This window comes from Shewanella sp. ANA-3, assembly GCF_000203935.1.
Classification (GTDB): domain Bacteria; phylum Pseudomonadota; class Gammaproteobacteria; order Enterobacterales; family Shewanellaceae; genus Shewanella.
Window position 1 is genome coordinate 4,152,862 of the sequence record NC_008577.1, and the last position, 17,256, is coordinate 4,170,117.

The following is a 17,256-nucleotide window of genomic DNA, read 5'->3' on the forward strand; positions in this document are numbered from 1 at the left end:
AAGCACCTACACCCAAGATATGTTTGTAGGTGCTTATTTTTTAAGTAGCAATTAGCGGGAGGACATCATTAAAAAATACTACTGCCCCCCAAATTACTCGCTATAAATCACGCCAATTTTTCCATTTAAGAATGGCACTTGGATTAATTGTTCATTCGTCCAAGGTGTAAGGTAACCAATTGATATAGCATTAGTTCCCAATTCACCCTCACCATAGGCGTACTCGTGACTAGTGTGAACCTCAATCAGCTCAGGTGTGAGCAATGACCATACAGTGGCAACCTCAACCTTGAACTCAACAGGCACGATATTACAAGCATGAATAAACTCGACCACTTTAGTTGCTATTTCATCGCGCAACGTCTCGCTTGGCGAGGTAAGTAATGTGAGGGCCATGCGTTGACTGGCCGAAGGCCCATTAACATCACCATGAATAACCAGTTGAAAGTCTCCCCCGAGGTAGGGAATCGACAATGAGGTTTGCCAAACTTTGGACCTTCCTTTAGCTCTGAGTACACCAAGAGGCATGAGTTCGATAGTGCGGTACATGGTAAAAGTAGAATCCTAACGCTGGAATAGGTTTGATAAATAACGTATGAGAGATTAACGCGAAAAAAACGGGATGGGTATTTTTACCCATCCCGTTTTGTATTTCTCAGTCTTACGGCTTAAAGCTTATTGACTCAGCGGCGGTGTACGCGGCGGAACCATACGCTTATTGCCCGTCGACTCGAACGCGCCGGCAAACTTCAGCAGATTGTTATCATCGTAAGCACGGCCCGCGAAGGTTAATCCTACTGGCATGCCAATATCGGCCATCACGCCCATAGGCACAGTCACAGTCGGCACGCCTAAATGGCGAATCGCAAGGTTGCCGTTGGCCACCCAAACCCCGTTACTCCAAGCGATATCGGCTGAGGCCGGATTCACATGGGCATCAGCGGGGCCGACATCGGCCACGGTCGGGAACAGCACGGCATCCAGTTTAAGTCCGTCCATCCAGTCTTCGAGATCCAGTTTACGGGTCTTTTCTAAACCACGCAGACCATCGGGAATACTGTCTATCTGGTCATAGGATTTCAGGCCGCGTTTGGCCATGTTGACATACTCTTCCATGCCCGCGGCTAAATCACCCTCACGGTTTGGCAAGGTGCCGAGGTCATGGGGGAATATCAAATGTCCCACCACATCTTCAAGCTTGTTGAGTTTAGGGTCGTTGTTCGCCCGCAGGAATTCATCAAACGCCCAACCCGAAAGCTCCCATAATTCATCATGGAGGAATTGGGGCGTCACTATGCCACGGTTAAACACGGTCGGCGCGCCGGGGCGGTCGCCTTCGCAGTTAGACACCAGCGGAAAATCGACTTCAATCACTTCCGCACCAGCAGCTTCTAGGGCTTTACGCGCCGCTTCCCACAAATCGATAACCGATTGGCGAGTATGGATGCGTTGTCCCGTTGGCCCACCGATACCTGGGTTTTCGCTGGTACCAGCTAGTTCATCTTTGTTGATGTACATGCGCGGTACGCCAAAACGCTTCCCCTTAAGGGTGTCAGCGCTGGCGGCGAGTGCCAGATAGGATTCGGGGCGAACGCTAGACGCTTTAGGGATTTGAACCCAAGGTTGCAGGCGCCAGAGGTCGCCACGGGTGATAGGGTCATCGGCCACAATCACATCCAGCACTTCGAGCATATCCGCCATAGTGCGGGTATAAGGCACGACCACATCCATGGTTGGGGTTAATGGCCAGTTGCCACGCACCGAAATCACGCCGCGAGACGGCGTATAGGCACACAAACCGTTGTTAGACGCAGGGCCACGACCACTCGACCAAGTCTCTTCGGCAAGACCGAACGCCGAGTAGCTTGCCGCGGTACCTGTGCCCGCTCCGTTGGATGAACCCGAAGCAAAGGGCGCCGTCAGATAGTTCGCATTGTAAGGGCTTTCGGCGCGGCCATAGTGACCACGCTGCATGCCGCCATTCGCCATCGGTGGCATATTGGTTTTGCCTAAGCAAATAGCACCCGCGGCGCGTAGGCGCTCGACGGCAAAGGCATCGTACTGGGCCACTAAATCTTTAAATGCTGGGCTGCCAGACGCCGCCGTCAATCCCTTCACTAAATAGCTGTCCTTAGCGGTGTAAGGAATACCATCGAGCGGGCTTAAGGTTTCGCCACGGGCACGGCGCGCATCGGAAGCCTCGGCTTCTTTCAGCGCATCGGGATTGTGCACCACTAACGCATTCAGCTTAGTCTCAGTGGCTGGGCCATCGTAAGCCGCCACTCGAGCCAAATAGGATTTCACCAACTCAACCGCAGTCCTGCGGCCGGATTCGAGCGCTTCACGCAGCTCGGCAATGGAAACTTCAGTCACTTCAAACATCTTACGCCCTCCCGCAGAAAGCCAATTGTGGTGCAATAACAGTGACATCAAGCGTCATACTGTTCTCCTTGGTGTATTTACTTTCCAGAAGGGATCTGCTGGGTAATACAGTGGATATTGCCGCCACCTAATAAAATCTCCCGCGCGGGCACACCCACAATCTTGTGCTCAGGGAAAATTTCCTGCAGTTTTTGCGCAGCGATATCGTCGGTGGCAGGGTCAAGCAGTGGGAAGACGATACGGTCGTTAGTGATTAAAAAGTTCACATAAGAGCCAGCCAAACGCTCGCCCGCAGTGCGCGGTACGCCAGTGCCTTCTGTCACGCCTTTTGATTCTTCTTCGGTGCAATACAGCGGCCCCGGTTGTGGCAACAGGTGGATTTTTAACTTGCGCCCTTGGGCGTCAACCGTGTTTTGCAACACGTCCAGCGCGGCTTTTGAGCGTGGGTATTGTGGATCGGTTTCATCGTCGGTCCAGTGCAGGATCACTTCACCTGGGCGCGCGAAACAGCACATGTTGTCGATATGGCCGTCGGTTTCGTCCATATAAACGCCCTCTTCCAACCAGATAAACTGTTTAACATTCAAATAGTCACGCAGTAAGGCTTCGATCTGTTCTTTCGTCAGGTCTGGGTTACGGTTGGCATTCAGTAAACATTCGGCCGTGGTCATACAGGTGCCTTCACCATCGACATGGATAGAACCACCTTCGAGGATCAGCGGTGCACTATAACGAGCAAAACCATGTTGCTTGAGCATTTGTGCGGCAACCTGTTCGTCCTTATCCCATGGGAAATACAGACCGCCATTGTGACCACCCCAAGCATTGAAGCCCCAATCCACACCACGGCATTCGCCCTCGGCATTCACCACCACAGTAGGTCCAGTGTCGCGAGCCCAGCAGTCGTTACTGTCAATTTCGACTAGAGTCACGTGGGAAGGCATCACTGTTTGAGCTTCTGCTAAAAAGGCCTGAGGTACACCCATATAAACGGGAGTTGCCCCACCAATGGCATCGGCCACCTTAGCAAAGGTCGCTTGAGCATAAGCACCTGCAGAGCGCCAGTTATCAGGACGATATGGCCAAATCATCCATACGGCTTGCTGCGCCGCCCATTCGGCGGGCATATAAAAACCATCTTCTGATGGCTTAGTCGTTAACTGCGTGGCATCCACATTCGCGTTTGTCATGAGTTTTGTCTCCAGTAATGCTCAAATCTATAAGGGTGTACGCCCCATTTAGGACGACAGAATAGAAATACACCTAACATAATCAAATAAATAAATCGAATAACCGCATTCATCACGCGGCGCGTTAGGTCAAAATTGCCACGTCTTCACTAGGTGAGTTTTCACCTCATAAAAATTCTGGCGCCTATCTTATCATTTAAGACGGCTTTCGCTGAATAGTGCTATGCAGGGCATTGGTGAGAATTTACAGGATAATGCGCTTTTTGCTGTCAGTAGTCTCCCCCGCCATCCCCTAAAGCCAATGCGAAAAGGCGAACCATAAGGTTCGCCTTTGTTATTAACGTCTTAACAAGCAAGTGAAAATAAATGTTGGACTGTTGCAGTCAATACCAAACCTATTGCGCGGTCCAAGCGCCGTCCATTGCCAGCGATGCGCCCGTAATTCCCCGCGCCGCACTGCTACATAAAAACAGCACAAACTCGCCAATCTGACGTGGGTCTAGCATCTCTGGCAGGGGTTGTTTTGCCGTGACGAGCTGGTACTTAGCCTCGTCGTAACTTAAACCCTTATTGCTGGCGATAGCCTCAATCTGTTTGTTGATCAGCGGCGTATCCACCCAGCCTGGGCAAATCGCATTGACGGTAATCCCCTGCTCGGCGCACTCAATAGCCACGACTTTGGTTAAGCCGACAATCCCGTGTTTAGCCGCACAATAGGCCGCCTTGTTGACCGAGGCCACTAAACCATGCACCGAGGCGATATTGATAATGCGGCCCCAACGCTTTTCGGCCATCGCAGGCACGGCTTGTTGAATGGTATGAAAGGCCGAGGACAGGTTAATGGCGATAATGTCGTTCCATTTATCAATCGGGAAATGAGCAACATTTTCAGTGTGTTGAATACCGGCATTATTCACCAAAATATCAATACTGCCCAACGCCTTAACGCCTGCGTCCATAAAGGCATGGATGCTCTCTGGATCCCGCAGATCGGCGTTACTGAAATAAGTGTGAATATGATATTGCTCGGCAAACTCCGCAGCGAGGCGCCGCCCCTCGGCCTCTGGCATTAACCCGTGCAGGATCAGATGACAACCTTGCTCCGCCAGCACATGCGCCGTTGCTAAACCAATTCCACTGGTGGAGCCGGTGATTAGCCCTACCTTGCCCTTTAAGCTTGAGTGTTCAACCGCCATATTGCTTGTCTCCCGATGCTTTAAAATCCAGTCACAGTCTTTACCCATGCCTTGAACACAGCATAGCGGGGCGCACATCCTCAATGCCCCCAGACTCAATGTCACTAGAATATGGCAATTGGCCGCGGTTTTATTTGGCACCTTAGTACCATAGGAGCGCCCGAAAAATTGGGTAATAGTAAGCGCCACACTTTCAGCAAGCGTAAGAGAGCACTCCATGTCTGGATTGAATAAGGTGGTTAGCAGCTACGCCGATGCGTTAGCGGGACTCGAAGATGGGATGACGGTGATTGCGGGCGGCTTTGGCCTTTGCGGTATTCCTGAAAATCTCATCAAAGAAATCAAGCACAAGGGCACCAAAAACCTGACCGTCGTCTCCAATAACTGCGGTACCACGGAATACGGGCTTGGGATCTTACTGCTCGATAAACAAATCAAAAAAATGATCGCCTCCTATGTAGGCGAGAATGCTAACTTCGAGGCGCAGATGATGTCTGGCGAACTAGAGGTTGAACTCACGCCGCAGGGCACGCTGGCGGAAAAAATGCGTGCGGCGGGCGCGGGCATTCCAGCGTTTTATACCGCAACTGGCTATGGCACTGACGTGGCAATAGGTAAAGAAGTCAAGGAATTCAATGGTCGCCATTATATTCTTGAAGAGTCCATTACAGGCGACTTTGCCATAGTCAAAGCCTGGAAGGCCGACACCTTCGGCAATTTAGTCTTTCGCAGAACCGCTCGTAACTTCAATCCGCTTGCCGCCACCGCGGGCAAAATAACCGTGGTGGAGGTGGAGGAAATTGTCGAGCCGGGTCAATTAGATCCCGATGAAATCCATACGCCCGGCATCTATGTCGATCGGCTTATCCAAGGCAGCTTTGAGAAACGTATTGAACAACTAACCACCCGCCCCTCCAGCAAATAGGATTTGGTTATGGCACTTTCAAGAGAACAACTCGCCCAGCGCGTCGCCCAAGAACTCAAAGATGGCTATTACGTGAATCTCGGCATTGGTATCCCCACACTGGTGGCCAACTATATTCCCGAAGGCATTGAAGTGATGCTGCAATCCGAAAATGGCCTGTTAGGGATGGGGCCTTTTCCGACCATGGAAGAGGTCGATGCCGACTTAATCAATGCAGGAAAACAAACCGTGACTATGGCAAGGGGCGCCGCCCTCTTCGACTCGGCCGAGTCCTTTGCGATGATCCGCGGCGGCCATGTGGATCTCACCGTATTAGGCGCCTTTGAGGTCGACACTCAGGGCAATATTGCCTCCTATATGATCCCTGGGAAACTGATTAAGGGCATGGGCGGCGCCATGGATCTTGTCGCCGGCGCCGACAATATTATTGTGACCATGACCCACGCCTCAAAGCACGGTGAATCCAAGCTATTAACCGAGTGCACCCTGCCGCTAACGGGTAAGGGCTGTATCAAAAAAGTGCTGACAGACTTGGCCTTTATCGAAATCAAAGAAGGCAAGTTTCATCTACTCGAACGTGCGCCCGGCGTGAGTGTCGAGGAGATTATCAAGCTCACCGCAGGCGAATTGGTGGTACCTGAGCATGTCCCCGAGATGATGTTTAACGAATAAGCGCCATTAAATAGTAGGTTCAAGTGCGCATTCAAATATGCCTTTTCAAATCGCCAATAAAAAAGCAGGGATATCTTAGGTATCCCTGTTTTTTACGCTATGCCAAAGAGGCATTAATTGCGGATATTACACGCGCTTAGCCAAGGCGGCGACGCAATTCGCGGGTCGCATCGACCATGTTCTTCAGCGCGGGCTCAACCTCATCCCAAGTGCGGGTCTTCAGGCCGCAATCAGGGTTAACCCAGAGTTGACGCACAGGCACTTTTTGCGCCGCTTTTTCGATAAGGTGCACCATGGCCTCAACACTTGGCGTATTTGGCGAATGGATATCGTAAACGCCTGGGCCAATTTCATTTGGATATTCAAAATCTTCAAAGGCGTTGAGCAGCTCCATGCGTGAACGCGAGGTCTCGATGGTGATCACATCTGCATCCATGGCGGCAATGGCGGCGATCGTGTCGTTAAACTCGCTGTAGCACATATGGGTGTGGATTTGAGTTTCATCCACAACACCCGCTGCACTCAGTTTAAAGGCATTCACCGCCCAATCTAAGTAAGCTTGCCACTCGCTTTGCTTTAATGGCAAACCTTCGCGGAAGGCTGGTTCATCAATTTGGATAATGCCAATGCCCGCATTTTGTAAATCCACCACTTCATCTCTGATTGCCAGCGCCAATTGGGTGGCAATGGTATCGCGGCTGATATCTTCACGGGCAAACGACCAATGTAGAATCGTCACCGGGCCCGTTAGCATGCCTTTGACGGGTTTGTCCGTCAGGCTTTGGGCGAATTCGGCCCAATCAACCGTCATCGCTTTCGGGCGGCTCACATCGCCATAAATCAATGGCGGCTTAACGCAGCGAGAACCATAACTCTGCACCCAACCATTTTTGGTAAATCCCACGCCTTCGAGCTGCTCGCCGAAGTATTCCACCATGTCGTTACGCTCGGCCTCACCGTGTACTAGCACATCGATACCGAGTTTAAGTTGGCGGTCGATGGTATCGCGGGTCACTTGCTGCAACTGCTCGGTATATTGGGCATCGCTTAACTCCCCTTTGCGCCAGCGGCTACGTAAACCACGGATGGCAGGCGTTTGTGGGAACGAACCTATCGTGGTCGTGGGCAGCAATGGCAAACGATACTTGCGCTGCTGTACCGCTTGGCGCTCAGTAAATTCGCTCACACGTTCATAGTCAGCTTGGGTCAGCGCTGCGACTCGGGCGATCACTTTAGCATCCGCCGCCTGTGCCTTAGCCTCACGGCGTGCCAAACAGGTGTTAACGATCTCTTTAGCGGCGATAGACTCAGGGGCCTGCAACAATTGGCGCACATTGGCCAGTTCCAACAGCTTTTGCTTAGCAAATGCGAGCTGCTGACGTAACGCTGGCGTGAGGGTTGTCTCTACCTCTAAATCCACAGGGCTGTGCAGCAGTGAACAGGAAGTGCCAATCCATAGGCGCGCACCTAAGTCTCTGGCAACACTGCCGATACGCTCGACAATCAGGTCAACCTCTGCCGCCCACACGTTACGGCCATTAACTACACCCGCAGAGAGAATTTGATCTGATCTTAAGGCATTGGCAAACAAGGCCAATTGTTCAGGGGCAGTCACTAAATCGAGGTGCAGACCCGCCACCGGCAACGCGGAAACCAGCGCCTGATGATGACTAATGCTCCCATAGTAACTGGTGAGTAAAATCTTCACTTGAGCCGTTTTAAGCGCTTGATAAGCTTCGCTAATCGCCGCTTGCCAATCGTGAGTTAATTCAAGCGCCAGAATAGGTTCTTCAAGCTGTACCCAAGTCACGCCCTGCGCGGCAAAACGCGCAAGAATGTCGGCATAGGCCTTTAACAGATTGGGCAATAGGCTGAGTTTATCGAAATCCTGACCCACGGTTTTGGCCAGATACAAGTAACTCACAGGGCCTAACAATACGGGCTTGGCTTGATAACCCAGCGCCTGTGCCTCGGCCACTTCATCAAAAAACTGCTCATAGGCGATAGAGAACACTTGGTCTTGCTTAAGCTCTGGCACTAAGTAGTGATAGTTAGTGTTGAAATACTTCGTCATTTCCGAGGCTGGCGCATCGGTGCCAGTTGGTGCACGACCACGGGCAACGCGGAATAAGGTATCAAGATCGATAGCGCCCTCGCCGCGGTGGCGATCAGGAATGGCGTTTAGGGTCGCGCTTAGGGTTAACACTTGATCGTAAAAGGCAAAATCACCCACTGGTACTTGCTCGATCCCTGCGGCCACTTGCCATTGCCAATGGGTACGACGTAACTCCTTGGCCACCTCATGCAGTTCAGCTTGAGTGCTCTCACCACGCCAGTATTTTTCGAGGGCAAATTTCAGTTCACGACGACGCCCGATACGGGGAAAACCAAGACTGTTTAATTGCATACCATATCTTCCTTTATTTGAGATAAGCCATATTCGGCACTAGCACCCAGCTGATGGTGTTTTCTTGGCAACTTTTCGCATTTAAGCCTAGATAAATCACAATGGGCGTCTGGACGTCTAGAAGTTTATTGTGATAGTCTCTATGCCAGCAACCGAATTGATTTCAAGCACAACATGAGCGAAATTCACTTGGAGTGATCATGATCGAACTAAGACATCTGCGAACCTTAATGGCACTGAAGGAAAGTGGCAGCTTGGCGGGCGCAGCCAAAAAACGTTTTGTCACTCAATCGGCTCTCTCCCATCAAATTAAGGAGTTAGAGCAACGAATTAACTCGCCCATTTTTGTGCGTAAAAGCAAACCCCTCTCCTTTACTCAAGAAGGCGCACGCCTGTTGCACCTCGCCGAAGAGATCCTGCCGAAGGTGTTAGAAACGGAAACGGATCTGAAAAATGGCCTAGAGACAGAGACCAATCAGCTCAGAGTGGGGATTGAATGCCACAGCTGTTTTCGCTGGTTAATGCCAGTGATGGAGCAATTTAGGCAAGATCATCCGCAGGCCGAGTTAGATCTGTCGAGCCGTCACCTGTTCGATTCGCTCAATGCCTTAGAAATGGGCGAACTCGATATAGTGCTGACCTCAGATCCCGTGCCGGGGCACTCGCTCGCCTATCAGCATTTGTTTGATTTTGAAGTGAAGTTAGTGGTTGCCAAGGATCATCCCTTAGCGAAAGAAGCCTATGTTACGCCTAAGCAATTGACGCGTTTACCCATAATCAGCTACCCAGTGCCACTGGCGCGTTTAGATATTTACCGCCACTTTTTAGAACCCGCAGGTGTTGAGGCTGGCGAACAAAAGACCTGCGATTTGACCATGATGTTATTGCAACGCATCGCCTGTAAGGACGGCATCGCCGCCCTGCCCAACTGGTCAATCAATGAGGGACATGGATTGAGCCTCGCCGCCGTTAAACTGGGTCAAGAAGGCTTAAAACGCCCGCTATTTGGTGCCTACCGCCGCCACAGCGCGAACTCGGCCTTAGTGCAAAACTGGTTGCAACTGGTGGCCAGCGAAGGCTTAGCGCGTCAGCAAAAATCCAATTAGCGCCGTAAAAACAGCATAAAAAAGCCTGCAATCGCAGGCTTTTTTATTAAAGGCACATTCCTAGAGCGGGTTGAGCAACATGCCACGCATCGAGAGCACGCGACGTAGAATCAACCCGGGAGAATTTTGATTACGGGTCTGACGCAGATTATGGGCGATCATAAACTCTTGGCGCAGATCCTGATCGAGATCTAAAGCCTCAAAGGCTTCGATGGTTAAGGTCTGCTGCTGATTATCAATCAATGACTTAATCACGCTTAACGGGAAAGATTGCTCAGAGCTGGCATTTAAGTATGCAAAGGCCGTTAAGGCAATGATTTGCCCGAATACGCTAAACAGCGCCAAGGTTTGTACTTCATCGGGATCAACTTCAACATCCGGCATATCGACTAAGCTGTCGACCGCATCGGTAGCAATATTTTCCGTGAGTTTCCAATAACCTTGCACTAATTTCTTATAGGGTTGGGGTAATTCATCGAGGCGCTCTTTCAAATAGAAGGTGAAGGCATAACGATAAATATTGACCTGGCCTAAACGGATCAGGGCGTCTTTTAAGGAACGAGATTTAGGATTTACGACGCCTGAAGCCTGCGCCGAATTACTGCGCATCAACATATGGGCAGCTAATGCGGGATCGCTCGAAATAATATCGATCACATTACGAATGTCGCCTTCGGCAAGGATCGCTTTTTTGAGTGGAATTAAGATCCCACGGCGACCGATCACTTGCTCTTCATTCGCTATGATGGCTCTCACTTGAGTAAAAACCTGTTGCTCAAGATCTGTCATAAGACACTTTACACCTGTTAATTTGCTATAAGATGATTCGAATACCGCTCACATCATACCCAAACTACAAAGAATTTCAGCCCTAAGTCGTAGAATAATTGTGACTATGCTTTAGATGCAGTGATCTACAGCACAAGCAACGACTTAGGCTATCTGAATATAGGGCGAACTTATAAAGAATACACCGAGAAAATGGATTTTTCTCTGCGTATAGCCAAACAACGGAAATAATAAGGCCAGACTAAGTCTGGCCTTATATAGATTAACGATTAGTCTCAAGCTTAGAAGCGGTAACCCACAGTCAAGCGAATATCACGACCTCGGCCCGTGTAATAGCCGTCATATTCTCCACCAGCATAATAGCCAGAACTGACATACTCTTTATCAAACAGGTTATCGATACGCAGGCTCGCTAACCAAGCGTCACGGGTATAGTTCAGGGCCAGATTACCTAAAACATAGCTAGATAATTTATCGCCTTGGTTAGCGTTATCGCCTTCGATAAAACGATCGCCCGTGTAAATCGCCTCGGCAAACACTTGGAAATGCTCGGCAAAATCCATGCTAACGTAACCGCGTCCCGTATGCTCAGCCACCCAAGACAATTGCTTGCCATCATTCACCCCATCGGTAAATTCGGCATCGATATAGTTATATTCCAAACCTAAGGTAAGGGCTTGAGTGACCTGCCAATCCCAATCGGCACTCGCGCCATAGCGACGTGAAGCATCGGCATTGACGTTGGCGCCTTGGAAGCTGCCACCAACAGGTTTTTCAGCACTCGGGTCGAAGACGATTTCATCTTCTAAATCGAGACGATATAGGCTGACGCGTAGGCTTTGGCTAGCAACAGTCCAATCCCAACCAGCCTCGTAGGAGCGGCCCGTCTGCGGCTTTAAGCCATACACATCTTTCGGGGTGTAAGCTTGCTCATCGACCTTAGCGAAACGGAAGTTTTCATCACCACGCAGATAGAATCTGTGCTCGGCGCTCGGACGGTAATTTAAACCGAACTCGAATGCGGTCGCATCTTCATCTAAATCGATACCGTTTGGATACACATTGCCATCGACCAGATCGTCGGTCACCCGCGCATAACGTCCGCCCACCACATAGCTTAAGGTGTGGCTTAATGGCACTGTGGCTTGCAGGTAAGCACTCTGCATTTCCTGCACGTTGCTGCGCGCCATAGAGTCAAACTCTGCCTTACCGCGGCTGATATCCAAACCTGTGACTAGATTTAGCTCACCTTGACGGGTGCTGTAATTAGCAAGCGCTTTAGGACTAAACATCAGCAGCGAGCGAGTATTATGGCTGCCCGCTCCCCAGTTTAATGAGCTCACTAAGGTATCGCTGTAATCCAGATCCGCCGCCAAGGCCCAGTTTTGGTTAAGCTGATGCTGATAACCGCTGCGCGCCGCAGTGGTCATCTCATGAACATATTCGCTGCTATTAGAAGACTGACGTGGATTTTCTTTGAACTGCTTAGGGGTCAACGCCCCAGGATTCTCGCGGTCATCATCGTAATAGCTGGTTTCAACGAAGAAAGAATCTGTGGCGGTTTTATATTGAATACGGCCTAAGATAGAGCCAGTTTCATTGGCATTATGCTTACGATAGTTATCGCCTTGGTTGTAGCTACCGGTCAGGAAATAGTGCCAATCTTTATTGATGGCGCCCGACACATCGCCGCGACCTTCGTAGGTATTAAAGCTGCCGCCGGATAATTGCACGCTGCCGCCCGTATTCTCAGGCGACTTGGTCACAATGTTAATCACCCCGCCTACCGCTTGGTCGCCATAGAGCACGCCGGCACTGCCCGATAGAATTTCAACACGCTCAATTAAATTGAGCGGAATCGCATTCAGGCTAGGCGCGGCGATATCGATATTATTTAAGCGACGACCATCGAGCAAAATCAAGGTGTTGTTAACCGCAGAGCTAGCGCTAAAGCCACGCATCGCGAAACTAGTACCAATGTTATTGTCGGACAGCTGAATACCGCTTTGACCACGTAAGACTTCGGTCAAGCTGGTTGCGCCACTCTGCTCAATCGCAGCTGCATCAATCACATTCACATTGGCGGCAATATTCAAGGGGGTCTTGTCTGAACGGCCAATGACGACGATATGCTCATCGACTTTGGCAACGCTGGCATCATCGGCCGCCACGGCGGGGGCGATAACAGAAAAGCTGCAAAGGCTGCCAATCAGCAGCGCGATTTTAGTTGGATGTGTTCCCATTTTACCTTTAACTCCTGCAAGGAAAACGGGGCATTGGCGCCACGATACCGTTGATTCAGTACAAATACTGACAGTCACTATCGCATTTTGAGATCTGCCCACCGAAATCTCAAAAACACCTTTAGGGCCGGTCTCCGGACTTAGGCTATGTCTATCTCAACGAGAGATAAACGCGAAACTGACCTTTGCACACTCGATTCTCTGGCTCATCTTGAGCTACCAAGCGAATGCGGTCGTCTCTCACCTTTTACCGTTGCGGGGGCAGTGCCAGAATTTCACTGGCTTCCCGATTATCTCGCGACGAATGCGTCGCAAGCACCACAGAAGGTTGACTAAAAATGAGGTTCATAGGGCGAAAAAACCAGTTAACGCCCAACAAGGCTCGTGGCATATCAAGCCTGAGCGCGCGCATTATAGACGTCTATACGGATGAAAGTCCATGATCATCCGTCTATCGACTGACAACTACTTTAAGGAAAAGGGCGCCAAGGCTGAGATAAAGTCGGCACTGTTGGCCGCTTGTAGAGGAGGTTTATCGGCAGAAAACACCTCACCACGCATCGATTTATGCAGCAAATACAAATCCTTGTCGCCACTCACTACAGTGTAATAACCAATTTCGCCCTGGGGATGAGAGGTAAAGGCCGTTGGATTAAATTGAGTCGCGCCATGGACATTCGGCATAGTGGTACAACCAAGAATGGCTTGAAATCCGTCGTGACCATCCACTTGGGTATCCCCTAGCTTTTGGTAAACCACCTCACCGTCACAGGAAGCTTGGTAAGTCTCGGCCATCGCATCTAAAAACTGCTCGGGGCTGACGCTTTCGGCCATATCCTTAAAGCCTTGCACACAAAACAGCGCACTCCATTGATTGAGCGCCTCCTGCTCCGGCACAAATTCCGCCATAAACATGCCCGCGCGTTCTTCATGGTAGGCTTTGCGCCACCCCTCTGGCAGGTTAAATCCTAATTGCTGGCTAAAAACGGGGAGCACATGGGAATGGGAAGCACTGCTCTCATGGCGAGGCATATCCAATTTCGCCTCGACGGATTCAGAACCGATTAGGCTGCACAGCATCAATACGCTCGCGCCCTGCCATAACCTCATCTGCATATGGGGTATACATTTCATTATTATCATCCTTGTATCGCATTGTTATGGGTTAATACGACATATGAAATTGCATAGAAAACATCCAGCATTCTAGCGAAGATGTAAATAAGATAACAGTTAAAAAGCGAAACAAAATGACACTTATACAGTCACAACAACTGTAAAATAGTAAATAGCAGCCAAAGATAGGGTCGGTGATGGATTAACAAGCTGGTGAATGGGTCTTCACCAGCTGAGAAATGCCTTACATGCCCAACAATGAGTTAGTCAAATGACCAATTGATTTTACGCTGCGGCCTTGCCTGACTCAAAATCGCCTGCCGTTGCTCTGGAGTCTCACATTGGGCTGCGGGATTAAATTCCAGCGGCTTAACCACCAAAGAGTCGGCGGGTTGTACCGGCGATTTATCAAACATCCCCAGATTCATCGACCAAGAGACCCATTCTCCCTTTTCACTGACCCCCACAAAACCATCATTTGCCTGCGCTAACCAAGTGAGGCGCGGAATGCGTTCAATCAGTTGCTCGACATTTTTAAGGTTTGCCCGATAACCGACGGGGACCACTTTGCCGTCGGGGCGCGTAAAGGCAAAGGAGGACTTACCTAGGGTAATTTTGCTGCCCTGCTGCCAATACTTGTCGAGGATCTCTTGAGCATGATGAAAGCCAAACAGATAGGCGTAATCCGTATCGTCCGCGAGAATTTGCGGCGCGGCGTTGTCACGCAGTAGCAAGAATCCCGGGCCGACGCTGATAATCTCTTTCACGCCTGTGATATCGGTTTTCTTAATCCAATCGACGCCACAGTTAGTCCCATCGCCCCAGAAATGCGCGTCACCCGTTGGACTTAACACCGCAAACGCACAACTGTTTGCCGTGAGACTCGCCACATCCTTAAGAGCGCTGCGGATAGGATAAGCATCACTGCGCCAGCCCCAACTCACCACTGAGCCATCTTTTTTTAAGGCGGCATAGGTATTTTGAAAATATTCGATATGTTTAATATCCGTCAGCTGCGACTGCAACTTCTTCATATTGGTCGAACTTTCAACCTCCCCCCAAACTACGGCGCTGGCGTCTTTTTTCAGGGCAATAAAACTGCGCCCTTTAGCAAAGATATCGACTACATCGACTAACTCATTTTGCACCTGCAAACTATTGCCGCCGTAAGGTCCGTAGCCCCAAGTATGCACCTTACCATTGGCGTCGAGGGCGGCTACGGCCTCCCGGTTAGCGAATAGCTTAGTGATATTAGTCATACGCGCTTGCAATGCCTTGTCCAGACTCAACTTGCCCGCATTACCCCAATAGACCACAGTGCCATCTTGGCGCAGCGCAGCAAACCCATCTTTAACAGGGACAATTTGCTTCACCTGCTTGAGCTCTGGCGTCACTTCGCGACTATCGCCACCGGCAAAACTATCACCCCAAGTGATGACCTCTCCTGACTTAGTTAATGCGGCGAAGGCCGTGCTGTTGGTCACCACAGTATCGACTGCGGGTAAATCGCAGGGAATATGGCGATAATTCGGATTTGCCTCTTCCTTAAACTGGATAAGCTTGCCGTTATCAAATTGCAGCAAGGATTCCTTTTCATTTTCGACTACGGCTACGGGTTTAGGCTGGCTACAGGCGGTTAATTGTAACGCCACTAAGGCGGCCACCAATGCCAAGGGACGTGATATAGGATAAGACTGCATTACTTATTTCCCTGTATTTGCTGAAACTTTGGTTGCTGAAATTTTGGTTACTGAAAACGCGGCTTGCTGAATGGGTTGTGCTAATTTGCCTGATATCGACTCGAGTAGCGGCTTGAGTTCGTACCCAAAACCCTGACGCGAATCGATACGGGTTAAGAGAACTTGAATTTGTTTATCTAGCGCCTGTGCACTGTCTTGACTGAGAGTATCGAACGCCTGCGCCAGTGTTAAGGCTGTTAAGATCAACCGTTGAACTGGGCCGATTGTGCGCCCCACTTGGCGGTTCAACGCAGTATTGTCGAGCACTAATGTTACTAAGTAGAGTAAATAATCGAGGTGCACAGTAAAATCGACGTGGCATTGCTTTTCATCCGCCAAGCCGAATTTGAGCGCTTTGGCCTCACACAGCGCCTTCAATGCCGCTAACTTTTCTACGGTTAATTCCAATGCAAAGGGCAACTGCTTAGTGCGCGTCATCAGCACAAAGCTGGCTAAGGTTTTAGCCGACAGCGTCTGTTTACTACGGGCGAGCATCGCCAGCGCTAAGTAGTGAAATCCTAATGAACTCAAGCGATAAAAGCTTATCATCGCAATAGATTCATCTACCGATTCCAGCTTTTTTTTGCTCGGTGAAGTGTGCATTTGCTCGAATAAATCGACCAAACGCGGATAGAGCTCAGGGCAATGACCTATATGCTCAGCCGCTTCCCAGACCAATATATTCGCGGCAGGATGCTGGCGATAGGTTTCGAGCAAACGGATAATCCCGGTGTAATCCTGTTGCTGCCCTAAACGCCTAATTATTGGCACATAACGGGACTCGGCCCAGCGGATCCTTAATAGCGTCAAACAGAAATAACCGATAAGCAAACTGCCTAATATACCTGCGATGCCAAAGCCCAAATCTAGCTTGGCGCGATCGCGGGTTAATTCGAGATCGGCGCTCGCCTGTGTTGGCGCCTCGGGAAGATAATGCACAACACTTTGTCCGTAGTTGGGCACTAATGCGCCTGGGGTGTCGCCCTGCGGCGGCCGTAATTGATAGGTCGCTTGGCAATTCACGCCATCGAGTTCCCATTGACGGACGAGCTTGCCCTTGGCGGTGCGATACTCAGCCAAGCAAATCAATCTTTGGTTATACACGCCCGTCGAACTGCGCTCACTGCGATAGGCGGTTTCAATCACTCGACCTATGGCCACATCGCCACGCTCCAGCAACTGATTGACCAGAAACCACTTTTGCGCCCCTTCCCAAAGGAATAGCGCGGCAACACTCATCAAAAGGAGAGGGATACAGGTCAAGAGTATTGCTAACCAGCCCCAAAAACGCGTGGGTGCACTCGAGGTTAATTGACTGCGATTCATCAACACGCCAGAACTTCCTTATCATTCCATGATCGCTAAGGCATTAGAGAACTTGATTCTGCCTAAAGCGGGGCGCTATTGTAGCAGCTTATTGATAGAAATCAGAAAAAGCTCACAGTTTGCCCTAAAGACTCGGCCACATCCTAGCCTGCAAACTTGAGCATG

The 17,256-nt window shown here is 50.2% G+C and carries 13 protein-coding genes and 1 riboswitch; of the genes, 3 read left to right on the forward strand and 10 right to left on the reverse strand.

Translation table 11 applies throughout. From position 1 onward, the window contains the following. Positions 1-93: 93 nt before the first annotated feature. From SHEWANA3_RS18120 to SHEWANA3_RS18135, 4 genes are all read right to left on the reverse strand, one after another. The gene (locus tag SHEWANA3_RS18120) at positions 94-549 is read right to left on the reverse strand and encodes a hypothetical protein (protein ID WP_011718255.1); all 456 of its coding nucleotides are present in this window, start codon (positions 547-549) and stop codon (positions 94-96) included. Positions 550-675: 126 nt separating this feature from the next. Continuing rightward, positions 676-2,382, reverse strand: coding sequence for an amidase (locus SHEWANA3_RS18125; RefSeq protein ID WP_011718256.1), 1,707 nt, complete (start codon positions 2,380-2,382; stop codon positions 676-678). Positions 2,383-2,459: 77 nt separating this feature from the next. Then, positions 2,460-3,572: an agmatine deiminase gene (gene aguA / locus SHEWANA3_RS18130; protein ID WP_011718257.1), complete on the reverse strand. Its 1,113-nt coding sequence runs from the start codon at positions 3,570-3,572 to the stop codon at positions 2,460-2,462. A 395-nt stretch (positions 3,573-3,967) separates the two neighbouring features. Beyond that, positions 3,968-4,909: a 3-hydroxybutyrate dehydrogenase gene (locus SHEWANA3_RS18135; RefSeq protein WP_279587673.1), complete on the reverse strand. Its 942-nt coding sequence runs from the start codon at positions 4,907-4,909 to the stop codon at positions 3,968-3,970. A 76-nt stretch (positions 4,910-4,985) separates the two neighbouring features. On the opposite strand from SHEWANA3_RS18135, the gene SHEWANA3_RS18140 reads away from it, so the two are divergent. Together SHEWANA3_RS18140 and SHEWANA3_RS18145 are read left to right on the forward strand one after the other, a co-directional pair. Continuing rightward, complete coding sequence (locus SHEWANA3_RS18140) at positions 4,986-5,693, forward strand: CoA transferase subunit A (RefSeq protein WP_011718259.1); 708 nt, start codon at positions 4,986-4,988, stop codon at positions 5,691-5,693. Positions 5,694-5,702: 9 nt separating this feature from the next. Beyond that, positions 5,703-6,365, forward strand: a complete 663-nt coding sequence (locus tag SHEWANA3_RS18145; protein ID WP_011718260.1) for a 3-oxoacid CoA-transferase subunit B — start codon at positions 5,703-5,705, stop codon at positions 6,363-6,365. A gap of 136 nt (positions 6,366-6,501) precedes the next feature. On the opposite strand, the gene metE is transcribed toward SHEWANA3_RS18145, so the two are convergent. Further along, a complete protein-coding gene (gene metE, locus SHEWANA3_RS18150) occupies positions 6,502-8,772 on the reverse strand; it encodes a 5-methyltetrahydropteroyltriglutamate--homocysteine S-methyltransferase (protein WP_011718261.1) in 2,271 nt (756 codons plus the stop codon). 200 nt (positions 8,773-8,972) lie between these two features. Here metE and SHEWANA3_RS18155 point away from each other — a divergent pair, with 200 nt between their 5' ends. Beyond that, complete coding sequence (locus SHEWANA3_RS18155) at positions 8,973-9,878, forward strand: LysR family transcriptional regulator (RefSeq protein WP_011718262.1); 906 nt, start codon at positions 8,973-8,975, stop codon at positions 9,876-9,878. A 60-nt stretch (positions 9,879-9,938) separates the two neighbouring features. Here SHEWANA3_RS18155 and SHEWANA3_RS18160 read toward each other — a convergent pair whose 3' ends face one another. The 5 genes from SHEWANA3_RS18160 to SHEWANA3_RS18180 form a co-directional block, all read right to left on the reverse strand. Further along, on the reverse strand, positions 9,939-10,667 hold the full coding sequence (locus SHEWANA3_RS18160) for an HDOD domain-containing protein (protein ID WP_011718263.1): 729 nt from the start codon (positions 10,665-10,667) through the stop codon (positions 9,939-9,941). A gap of 281 nt (positions 10,668-10,948) precedes the next feature. After that, positions 10,949-12,910 (reverse strand): TonB-dependent receptor, encoded by a 1,962-nt coding sequence (locus SHEWANA3_RS18165; protein WP_011718264.1) that lies wholly within the window; start codon positions 12,908-12,910, stop codon positions 10,949-10,951. Positions 12,911-13,017: 107 nt separating this feature from the next. Beyond that, positions 13,018-13,248: riboswitch (cobalamin riboswitch) on the reverse strand. A 127-nt stretch (positions 13,249-13,375) separates the two neighbouring features. Further along, complete coding sequence (locus tag SHEWANA3_RS18170; protein WP_011718265.1) at positions 13,376-14,044, reverse strand: hypothetical protein; 669 nt, start codon at positions 14,042-14,044, stop codon at positions 13,376-13,378. Positions 14,045-14,289: 245 nt separating this feature from the next. Next, positions 14,290-15,726, reverse strand: coding sequence for a hypothetical protein (locus tag SHEWANA3_RS18175; protein ID WP_011718266.1), 1,437 nt, complete (start codon positions 15,724-15,726; stop codon positions 14,290-14,292). Between the two features lie 3 nt (positions 15,727-15,729). After that, entirely contained in the window at positions 15,730-17,091 is a 1,362-nt protein-coding gene (locus SHEWANA3_RS18180) for a hypothetical protein (RefSeq protein WP_244096578.1), read from the reverse strand. Positions 17,092-17,256 lie beyond the last annotated feature (165 nt).

What these genes read in the sequence shown, in the direction of transcription:
- SHEWANA3_RS18120 (WP_011718255.1), bottom strand. Translation starts at nt 549, where the DNA reads ATGTACCGCACTATCGAACTCATGCCTCTTGGTGTACTCAGAGCTAAA.
- SHEWANA3_RS18125 (WP_011718256.1), bottom strand. Translation starts at nt 2,382, where the DNA reads ATGTTTGAAGTGACTGAAGTTTCCATTGCCGAGCTGCGTGAAGCGCTC.
- aguA (WP_011718257.1), bottom strand. Translation starts at nt 3,572, where the DNA reads ATGACAAACGCGAATGTGGATGCCACGCAGTTAACGACTAAGCCATCA.
- SHEWANA3_RS18140 (WP_011718259.1), top strand. Translation starts at nt 4,986, where the DNA reads ATGTCTGGATTGAATAAGGTGGTTAGCAGCTACGCCGATGCGTTAGCG.
- SHEWANA3_RS18145 (WP_011718260.1), top strand. Translation starts at nt 5,703, where the DNA reads ATGGCACTTTCAAGAGAACAACTCGCCCAGCGCGTCGCCCAAGAACTC.
- metE (WP_011718261.1), bottom strand. Translation starts at nt 8,772, where the DNA reads ATGCAATTAAACAGTCTTGGTTTTCCCCGTATCGGGCGTCGTCGTGAA.
- SHEWANA3_RS18155 (WP_011718262.1), top strand. Translation starts at nt 8,973, where the DNA reads ATGATCGAACTAAGACATCTGCGAACCTTAATGGCACTGAAGGAAAGT.
- SHEWANA3_RS18160 (WP_011718263.1), bottom strand. Translation starts at nt 10,667, where the DNA reads ATGACAGATCTTGAGCAACAGGTTTTTACTCAAGTGAGAGCCATCATA.
- SHEWANA3_RS18165 (WP_011718264.1), bottom strand. Translation starts at nt 12,910, where the DNA reads ATGGGAACACATCCAACTAAAATCGCGCTGCTGATTGGCAGCCTTTGC.
- SHEWANA3_RS18170 (WP_011718265.1), bottom strand. Translation starts at nt 14,044, where the DNA reads ATGAAATGTATACCCCATATGCAGATGAGGTTATGGCAGGGCGCGAGC.
- SHEWANA3_RS18175 (WP_011718266.1), bottom strand. Translation starts at nt 15,726, where the DNA reads ATGCAGTCTTATCCTATATCACGTCCCTTGGCATTGGTGGCCGCCTTA.
- SHEWANA3_RS18180 (WP_244096578.1), bottom strand. Translation starts at nt 17,091, where the DNA reads ATGAATCGCAGTCAATTAACCTCGAGTGCACCCACGCGTTTTTGGGGC.